The organism is Falsiroseomonas sp. RANM36 (assembly GCF_056682175.1).
Window position 1 is genome coordinate 217973 of sequence record NZ_JBWXTD010000004.1, and the last position, 8287, is coordinate 226259.

8 protein-coding genes are annotated in these 8287 nt (G+C 70.8%); 5 read left to right on the plus strand and 3 right to left on the minus strand.

The genetic code is table 11. The annotated features are described in order from the left end of the window. Window positions 1–42 precede the first annotated feature (42 nt). Window positions 43–831: an aldolase gene (locus AC1MIR_RS14845; protein WP_480028965.1), complete on the minus strand. Its 789-nt coding sequence runs from the start codon at window positions 829–831 to the stop codon at window positions 43–45. A 65-nt stretch (window positions 832–896) separates the two neighbouring features. Between AC1MIR_RS14845 and AC1MIR_RS14850 the strand changes: the two genes are divergently transcribed. Together AC1MIR_RS14850 and AC1MIR_RS14855 are read left to right on the plus strand one after the other, a co-directional pair. Then, window positions 897–1466, plus strand: a complete 570-nt coding sequence (locus AC1MIR_RS14850) for a peroxidase-related enzyme (protein WP_480028966.1) — start codon at window positions 897–899, stop codon at window positions 1464–1466. A 5-nt stretch (window positions 1467–1471) separates the two neighbouring features. Beyond that, the gene (locus tag AC1MIR_RS14855; RefSeq protein ID WP_480028967.1) at window positions 1472–2716 is read left to right on the plus strand and encodes a Zn-dependent hydrolase; all 1245 of its coding nucleotides are present in this window, start codon (window positions 1472–1474) and stop codon (window positions 2714–2716) included. A gap of 12 nt (window positions 2717–2728) precedes the next feature. Here the strand turns inward: AC1MIR_RS14855 and AC1MIR_RS14860 are convergent, their stop codons facing one another. Beyond that, window positions 2729–3478: a VIT1/CCC1 transporter family protein gene (locus AC1MIR_RS14860; protein WP_480028968.1), complete on the minus strand. Its 750-nt coding sequence runs from the start codon at window positions 3476–3478 to the stop codon at window positions 2729–2731. Between the two features lie 103 nt (window positions 3479–3581). On the opposite strand from AC1MIR_RS14860, the gene AC1MIR_RS14865 reads away from it, so the two are divergent. From AC1MIR_RS14865 to gap, 3 genes are all read left to right on the plus strand, one after another. Then, the gene (locus tag AC1MIR_RS14865; protein ID WP_480028969.1) at window positions 3582–4619 is read left to right on the plus strand and encodes an alpha/beta hydrolase; all 1038 of its coding nucleotides are present in this window, start codon (window positions 3582–3584) and stop codon (window positions 4617–4619) included. A 112-nt stretch (window positions 4620–4731) separates the two neighbouring features. Further along, window positions 4732–6780: a transketolase gene (gene tkt, locus AC1MIR_RS14870; protein WP_480028970.1), complete on the plus strand. Its 2049-nt coding sequence runs from the start codon at window positions 4732–4734 to the stop codon at window positions 6778–6780. Window positions 6781–6823: 43 nt separating this feature from the next. Next, on the plus strand, window positions 6824–7843 hold the full coding sequence (gene gap / locus AC1MIR_RS14875; protein ID WP_480028971.1) for a type I glyceraldehyde-3-phosphate dehydrogenase: 1020 nt from the start codon (window positions 6824–6826) through the stop codon (window positions 7841–7843). 150 nt (window positions 7844–7993) lie between these two features. On the opposite strand, the gene AC1MIR_RS14880 is transcribed toward gap, so the two are convergent. Beyond that, window positions 7994–8287: DUF6636 domain-containing protein (locus AC1MIR_RS14880; protein WP_480028972.1), on the minus strand; the 294-nt coding region annotated here is incomplete at its 5' end.

Here is an 8287-nt window from a genome sequence, read left to right on the forward strand (position 1 = left end):
CCCTGAGGGGGGAGAGGGCAAAGATGGTCGAAAGGCGGCGCATCAATCCGCGAAATCAGGTTCTTCCTTCGCCAGGATGCGCTTCACGCTTTCCAGGTGCAGGCGCGCGCTCTCGCGGTCGCCTTCGCGCATCTGGGCATAGGTCTTGGCCGCCATCGCCGCCGGAACCGGCTTCAGCGTGCGCCCCGTGGAGAGCGCGAGCCGCTGCGCTTCCGCGGCGCGCTCCAGGTAATACAAATCGTCCCAGGCCTCGGCGGCGTTCGGGCCGACCACCATCACGCCGTGGTTCTTCATGAAGACGATGTCGGCATCGCCGATGCTGGCCGCGATGCGGTCGCCTTCCTGCGTGTCCAGCGCGAGGCCGTTGTAGTCCTCGTCCACCACCGTGCGGCCGTAGAATTTCAGCGCGCTCTGCCCGGCCCAGAGCAGCGGCGGGCCTTCCAGCATGGCAAGGCTGGTCGCGTTCGGCATGTGGGTGTGGAAGCAGGCCTTCGCGCGCGGCACGTTCCTGTGGACGCGGGCGTGGATGAAGAAGGCGGTGGCCTCCGGCACGCCCTCCCCGGCGATCACATTGCCGTCGAAGTCGCAGACCAGCAGGCGGGAGGCCGTGACCTCGGCGAAGGCCCAGCCATAGGGGTTGACCAGGAACAGGTCGTCGCGGCCGGGCACGACGAGGGAGAAGTGGTTGCAGATGCCCTCATGCAGCCCGAGACGGGCAGCCATGCGGAAGCAGGCGGCGAGGTCGATCCGGGCCTGCCGCACGGCTTCCGCATCCAGCTCGGAATTGCGAAGCAGGGCGGGGGCGGCGGGGGCGCCGAGGGCGTGGGCCATGGTGGTGTTCTCCTCGCCCCGATGAATCGCAGGCCGGCGCGGCGCCGGCAAGGAGTGTTGCCACCGTGTCGGACGCGATCAGCGCCTTTCCCGTCCCCGACCTCGCCACGCTGCCGGAGGACATCCGCGACCGCATCGCGGCGGTGCAGCAAAAGTCGGGCTTCGTGCCGAACATCTTCCTCGCGCTGGCCTGGCGGCCCGAGGAGTTCCGCGCCTTCATGGCCTACCACGACGCGCTGATGAACAAGCGCGGGGGCCTGACGCCGGCGGAGCGGGAGATGATCGTCGTCGCCGTCTCCATCGCCAACCAGTGCCAGTATTGCGTGGTGGCGCATGGCGCGATCCTGCGCGTGCGCGCGAAGGACCCGGCGATCAGCGAGCTGGTGGCGGCGAACTGGCGCAAGGCGCGGCTGTCGGCGCGGCAGCGCGCGATGCTGGATTATGCGACGAAGGTGGCGGCGACGTCGCACCTGGTGGGCGATGCGGACCGGCAGGCGGTGCTGGCGGCCGGGCTCACGCAGGACGAGCTGTGGGACATCGGCGCCATCGCCGCCTTCTTCTCCATGTCCAACCGGCTTGCCAACGCGATGGACCTGCAGCCAAACCCGGACTTCCAGCAGATCGGACGGGGCTGAACGGCATGAGCGGCACCAACCAGCGCATCGACGGCAAGCGGCTGTGGGACAGCCTGATGGCGATGGCCGAGATCGGCGCGACGCCGAAGGGCGGCGTGAAGCGGCTGACGCTGACGGAGGTGGACAAGGCGGGCCGCGAGCGCTTTTCCGCGTGGTGCGAGGCGCTGGGCCTGACGGTGCGCGTGGACGCCATCGGCAACATGTTCGCGCGCCGCGAGGGGCGCGATCCGAACCGTCCGCCCGTGCTGTTCGGTTCGCACCTGGACAGCCAGCCCTCGGGCGGAAAATTCGACGGCGCGCTCGGCGTGATCGCGGGTCTCGAGGTGATGCGCACGCTGGCCGACCTCAACATCACGACCGAGGCGCCGCTCGAACTGGTGAACTGGACCGACGAGGAAGGCAGCCGCTTCGGCCATTCGCTGATGGGCAGCGGCGCCTGGGCGGGCGTCTATCCCCTGCCCAAGGTCTACGCGCTGCAGGACGTGGACGGCGTGACGGTGGAACAGGCGCTGACCGCCATCGGCTGCAAGGGCCCGCACAAGGCCGAGCCCTTCCCCGCCGACGCCTATTTCGAGCTGCATATCGAGCAGGGCCCGATCCTGGAGAAGGAAGGCAAGACCATCGGCGTGGTCACCGGCGCGCAGGCGCAGGTGTGGTGGGATGCGCGCATCACCGGCCAGGACAGCCATGCCGGCACGACGCCGCCCTATGCGCGCAAGGATGCGCTGGTCGCGGCGGCGAAGGTGATCGAGCTGGTGGACCGGCGGATGCGCGAGCGCGGCGAGGACGGGCGCGGCACGGTGGGCTTTCTCAAGGTCCTGCCGAACAGCCGCAACGTGGTGCCGGGCGAGGTGCTGTTCAGCGTGGAGTTCCGCCACCCCGACACCGCGCAGATCGAGCACCTGGCCGCGAGCTTCCCGCCCGAGGCGATGGCACTGGTGCAGGCCACGGGCTGCCGGCTGGAACTGACGGAGCTGTTCCGCTTCCCCGCGCAGCCCTTCGATGCGGCGTGCGTGGCGCTGGTGCAGCAGGCGGCGGACCGGCTCGGCCTGCCCTCCCGCCGCATCATCTCCGGCGCCGGGCATGACGCGGTCTATGTCGCCCGGAAGGTGCCGACCGCGATGATCTTCACCCCCTGCAAGGACGGCCTCAGCCACAACGAGGCCGAGAGCATCCTGCCGGAGGAAGCCGAGGCCGGCTGCCAGGTGCTGTTCGAAGCGGTGGTGGCGCGGGCGAACCGGGCGGCGTGAGCCGCCCGCCGCTCAGTGCCCGAACAGGCTCGCCACCAGATAGGCGACGATCGCGGCCGTGCCGCCGATGGCCAGCGTCTGCAGCGCGCCGCGCAGCGGCGGCAGGCCGGTGGCGCGCGCCTTGAGCCAGCCGAAGCCCAGCAGCGCCGCCCCGGTGAGCAGGGAGGAGACGACCAGCGCCGGGCGCGTGCTGCTGAAGATCATGTAGGGCGCGAGCGGGATCAGGCCGCCGACCACATAGGCGCCGCCGATGGTCGCGGCCGACTTCGCGGCGCGGTTCGGGTCGGGCTCGGTGAGCTCCAGCTCGAATCGCATCATGAAGTCCACCCACTTCTTGCGATCCGAGGCGATCGCCTCCACCGCCTGGCGCAGCACCTCGCCCCGCACGCCGTAGCGATGCAGGATGGCCGCGACCTCCCACTTCTCGCGGTCGGGGTAGATCCGGCTTTCCTCTTCCTCCCGCCGGCGCTCCGCGGCGTAGTGCTCGGCATCGGTGCGGGCGGCGAGATAGCCGCCGAGGCCCATCGCGACGCAGCCGGCGGCGATCTCCGCCAGGCCCGCGGTGACGATCAGCGGATTGGCCGCGACCGCGCCGGAAAGCGCCGCAGCCAGCGCGAAGGGCACGGTCAGGCCGTCGGCGGTGCCGATGACCAGATCGCGCACCGTCGCGTTCTGGGTGAAGTGCTTTTCCTCATGCGGCGGGCCGGGCGGCATCGGCGGCAGGCCGTCGCGCGTCGCCTCCGGGATCGGTACGTCGTGCATGGCGCGAAGAGTAGCGGCCGCGCCGCCGGCGCGCCACCGCACTTCCCGTGACACGGCCTGAAATGGCAGGCTTCGCCGCATCCTCATCGGGGTGGAAACGCAGATGCGAAGCATTCTCGCCGCTGTTGCCGCGGCATCCCTCCTGGCCGGCGCCGCCGTCGCCCAACCGGCCGCGCAGCCGCTGCAGATCCGCGAGATCGGCAGCCTGCATGTCGGCGGGCGCATCGCCGAGATCAGCGGCCTGCCGGAGCAGGAGATCGTCTTCTCGCCCGGCGCGCCGCCGCTGCGCATCAACCCGAACGGCCAGTTCCAGGTGGAGCAGATGTATGCGCAATACGTGCGGCTCGAATCGCCGCGCGCGCGCTGGCCGTTGATCCTGGCGCATGGCGGCGGCCTCACCGGCGTCACCTACGAGACGACGCCGGATGGCCGGCCGGGCTGGCAGATGTTCTTCCTGCGCGCCGGGCACGACGTGTTCGTCACCGATGCGGTGGAGCGCGGGCGGTCGGGCTGGGCGCGCTTCCCGCAGGTCTTCGCCGGCGAGCCGGTGTTCCGCACCATGGGCGAGGGCTGGGGGCTGTTCCGCATCGGCCCCGCGGATGGCTGGAACCTCGATCCGGCACAGCGCCGCGCCTATCCGGAAAGCCGCTTCCCCGCGGCGGCCTGGAACCAGTTCATGATGCAGTCCGTGCCGCGATGGGTGACGACGGACCGGCAGATCCAGGCCGCCTATGACGCGCTGGTGCAGCGCATCTGCCCCTGCGTGATGCTGGTGCACAGCCAGGGCGGCAATTTCGGCTTCCGCGCCGCGCTGAACGCGCCGGACAGGATCAAGGCGGTGATCGCGGTCGAGCCTTCCGGCGCGCCGCCGGCCGAGCAGAGCGCGGCAGCGCTGCGCGACATCCCGCATCTGGTGGTCTGGGGCGACTACATCGGCGACCTGCCCTTCTGGCAGCGCATCCGCGCCAATATCGAGCGCTGGCAGGGCCAGATCCGGGAGGCCGGCGGCGTGGCGGACACGCTGGACATGGCGGCCGAGGGCGTGCGCGGCAACAGCCACATGATCATGATGGACGACAACAGCGATGACGTCGCCGGCCGGATCCAGGCCTGGATGGAGCGCCGCGGCCTGATGCGCTGAGGGCTCTGGCGAACGGTGGGGCACCCCCCCCGGGGGCGGACCGATCCGCCCTCCGGCGGGTTGTCCGGGGGGCGGGGCGCCTCTATAGCGGCCGCGCCGAGAGGATCGCCCATTGGCCACCACGGAACCCGACACCAAGCCGCGGGCGGAACCCACCGCGGCCCAGGCGCAGCAGGCCGCCCTTCTCGCCCGCCCGGCCACCGAGGCGCGGCGCATGGCCGATGCCATCCGGGCGCTGGCCATCGACGCGGTGGAACAGGCCAAGTCCGGCCATCCCGGCATGCCCATGGGCATGGCCGACGCCGCCACCGTCCTGTTCACGCGCTTCCTGAAATACGACGCCGCCGATCCCCGCTGGCCCGACCGCGACCGCTTCGTGCTGAGCGCCGGGCACGGCTCCATGCTGCTCTACGCCCTGCTGCACCTGACCGGGCAGGCCGGCATGGGGATCGAGGAGCTCCGCAATTTCCGCCAGCTGCACTCCCCGGCGGCAGGCCACCCGGAATTCGGCGAGCATCCGGGGATCGAGACCACCACCGGCCCGCTCGGCCAGGGCATCGCCACCGCCGTCGGCATGGCGCTGGCCGAAAGGCTGCTGGCGGCCCGCTTCGGCAAGTCGCTGGTGGACCACCGCACCTGGGTGATCGCCTCCGACGGCGACCTGCAGGAGGGGATCAGCCACGAGGCCGCCTCGCTCGCCGGCCATCTGCGGCTGGAACGGCTCTGCGTGCTGTGGGACGACAATGCCATCTCGATCGACGGCGACACGGCGCTGTCCTTCACCGACGACACGCTGAAGCGCTTCCAGGCCTATGGCTGGGCGACGCGCCGCGTGGACGGGCATGACCATGAGCAGGTGGCCGCCGCGCTCTCCTGGGCGATGCGCAACCGCAAGCCCACGATCATCGCCTGCAAGACGATCATCGGCTTCGGCTCGCCGGCGAAGGCGGGCACGGCAGCGAGCCACGGCTCCCCGCTCGGCGCGGCGGAGGCCGCGGCGGCGAAATCCGCCCTCGGCTGGAACCACCCGCCCTTCGAGGTGCCGGAGGGGCTGAAATCCCGCTGGGAGGAGGCGGGACGCCGCGGCGCGGGTACGCGACGCTCCTGGCTCAAGCGCCTGGCGCGCCACCCGCAGCGCGAGGAGTTCGACCGCGCGATCGCCGGGCGGCTGCCGGAAGGCTGGCAGGAGAAGCTGGCGGAGCTGCGTGCCGCCCAGGCCGCCGAGAAGCCGAAGCTCGCCACCCGCGTGGCCAGCCAGAAGGCGCTGGAGGCGCTGGTGCCGGCGGTGGCGGAGATGGTGGGCGGCTCGGCCGACCTCACCGGCTCGAACAACACCAATGTGAAGGGCGTGCCGGCGATCGGCCCCGGCAACTATGCCGGGCGCTACATCCATTATGGCGTGCGCGAGCACGGCATGGCGGCCGCCATGAACGGCATGGCGCTGCATGGCGGCATCATCCCCTATTCCGGCACCTTCCTGGTCTTCGCGGACTACATGCGCCCGGCGATCCGCCTGGCGGCGCTGATGCGCCAGCGGGTGATCCATGTGCTGACGCATGACAGCATCGGGCTGGGCGAGGACGGGCCGACGCACCAGCCGGTGGAGACGCTGGCCTCGCTGCGGGCGATCCCCAACCTGTTCGTGTTCCGCCCCGCCGATGCGCTGGAGACGGCCGAGTGCTGGGAGCTGGCCGTGAAGCGCGCGGACGGGCCGAGCGTGCTGGCCCTCTCCCGCCAGAACCTGCCGGCGCTGCGCTTCGAGGCGGGCGAGAACCGCGCGGCGCGCGGCGGCTATGTGCTGGCCGAGGCTTCGGGCCCGCGCCGCGCGACGATCATCGCAACCGGATCGGAGGTGCATCTGGCGGTCGCCGCGCGCGAGGCGCTGGAGGCGGAGGGCGTCCCGACCGCGGTCGTCTCGCTGCCCTGCTGGGAACTCTTCGCGCTGCAGGACGAAGGATACCGTGCGGAGGTGCTGGGCAGCGCGTTGCGCGTCGGCATCGAGGCGGCGATCCGGATGGGCTGGGAGCGGTGGCTCGGCCAGGACGGGGTGTTCATCGGCATGCACGGGTTCGGCGCGAGCGCGCCAGCCGAGGCCCTGTTCCGCCATTTCGGCATCACCACCGAAGCGCTCGTCGCCACCGTGAAGAAGCGGTTGGCGTGACGAGGCGGTTGGTCTGGATTTCCCGGGGAAGGAACTGAAGACAATGGCCGTGAAAGTTGCGATCAACGGGTTCGGGCGCATCGGTCGCCTGGTTCTGCGCGCGATGATCGAGAGCGGGCGCGACGACGTGGAATGCGTCGCGATCAACGACCTCGGCAGCCCGGAGGCGAACGCGCACCTGTTCAAATACGACAGCGTGCATGGCCGCTTCGCCGGCGAGGTGAAGGTGGTGGACGGCGCGCTGCACATCACCAAGGGCGGCCGCAGCTGGGGCCCGATCAGGGTCAGCGCGCAGCGCGATCCGTCGCAGGTGCCCTTCCAGGGCGTGGACGTGGCGCTGGAATGCACCGGCATCTTCACCTCCAAGGCGAAGGCCCAGCCGCTGATGGCGGCCGGCGCGCGCAAGGTGCTGATCTCGGCGCCGGCGGACGAGGTGGACGCGACCATCGTCTATGGCGTGAACCACAAGGTGCTGACGAAGGAGATGACCGTCGTCTCCAACGCCTCCTGCACCACCAACTGCCTGGCGCCGATGGTGCATGTGCTGCACGGCAAGTGGGGCGTGCTGCGCGGCTACATGGTGACCATCCACGCCTATACCGGCGACCAGAACACGGTGGACACGCTGCACAAGGATCTGCGGCGCGCCCGCGCCGCTGCGGTCAGCATGATCCCGACCTCGACGGGTGCCGCGAAGGCGGTCGGCCTGGTGCTGCCGGAGCTGAAGGGCAAGCTGGACGGCACCGCGATCCGCGTGCCGACGCCGAATGTCTCGCTGGTCTCGCTCGACGTGAACCTCGCGGCCGACGGCGTCACGAAGGACGACGTGAACGCCGCGATGAAGGCGGCTTCCGAGGGCGAGCTGAAGGGCATCCTCGGCTACGAGACCGAGCAGCTCGTTTCGGTGGACTTCAACACCAACCCGATGAGCTGCACCTTCGACGCGACCCAGACCCAGAGCCTGGACGGCGGCAAGCTGATCCGCGTGATGGGCTGGTACGACAACGAGTGGGGCTTCAGCAACCGGATGTCGGATACAGCCGCCCTGTTCGGGCGGCTGTAACCGACGTCTTTCTTGCCCTCAGACGCCGGGCGCGCGCTCCGCGCGCTTGGCTTCGCGCCACGCACTGGCGCCCTGACTGAGAGGTAGGTCTGGGCGCGGGCCGCTGTCGCGGCCTCGTCCGCCTCCGGCGGGCGGATTGGAACCGCGATCTCAGAACAGGTCGAGCTTCGAACGCGAGGCCTGGAAGCCGTGGCCGGCGGCGTTGGTGCAGCGCAGGCCGGCTTCCTCCGACTCGCAGGTGATCCCGGGCATGATCCAGCGCGCGCCGTAGCCGAGCACGAAGGCCTCGTCGTCGCGCACCATCACACCGCTGCAGGGCAGCATCGTGCGGCCTTCCGGCCGCAGCGCCAGGCGGCCCTCCCAGGGCGGGCTGCCACCGGCGGCCTCGGCGGGCGTGAGGTAGTTGCGATCCAGCCCGTCGCAGCGCCGCGTCTCCAGCCGGAA

What these genes read in the sequence shown, in the direction of transcription:
- AC1MIR_RS14845 (WP_480028965.1), bottom strand. Translation starts at nt 831, where the DNA reads ATGGCCCACGCCCTCGGCGCCCCCGCCGCCCCCGCCCTGCTTCGCAAT.
- AC1MIR_RS14855 (WP_480028967.1), top strand. Translation starts at nt 1,472, where the DNA reads ATGAGCGGCACCAACCAGCGCATCGACGGCAAGCGGCTGTGGGACAGC.
- AC1MIR_RS14860 (WP_480028968.1), bottom strand. Translation starts at nt 3,478, where the DNA reads ATGCACGACGTACCGATCCCGGAGGCGACGCGCGACGGCCTGCCGCCG.
- AC1MIR_RS14865 (WP_480028969.1), top strand. Translation starts at nt 3,582, where the DNA reads ATGCGAAGCATTCTCGCCGCTGTTGCCGCGGCATCCCTCCTGGCCGGC.
- gap (WP_480028971.1), top strand. Translation starts at nt 6,824, where the DNA reads ATGGCCGTGAAAGTTGCGATCAACGGGTTCGGGCGCATCGGTCGCCTG.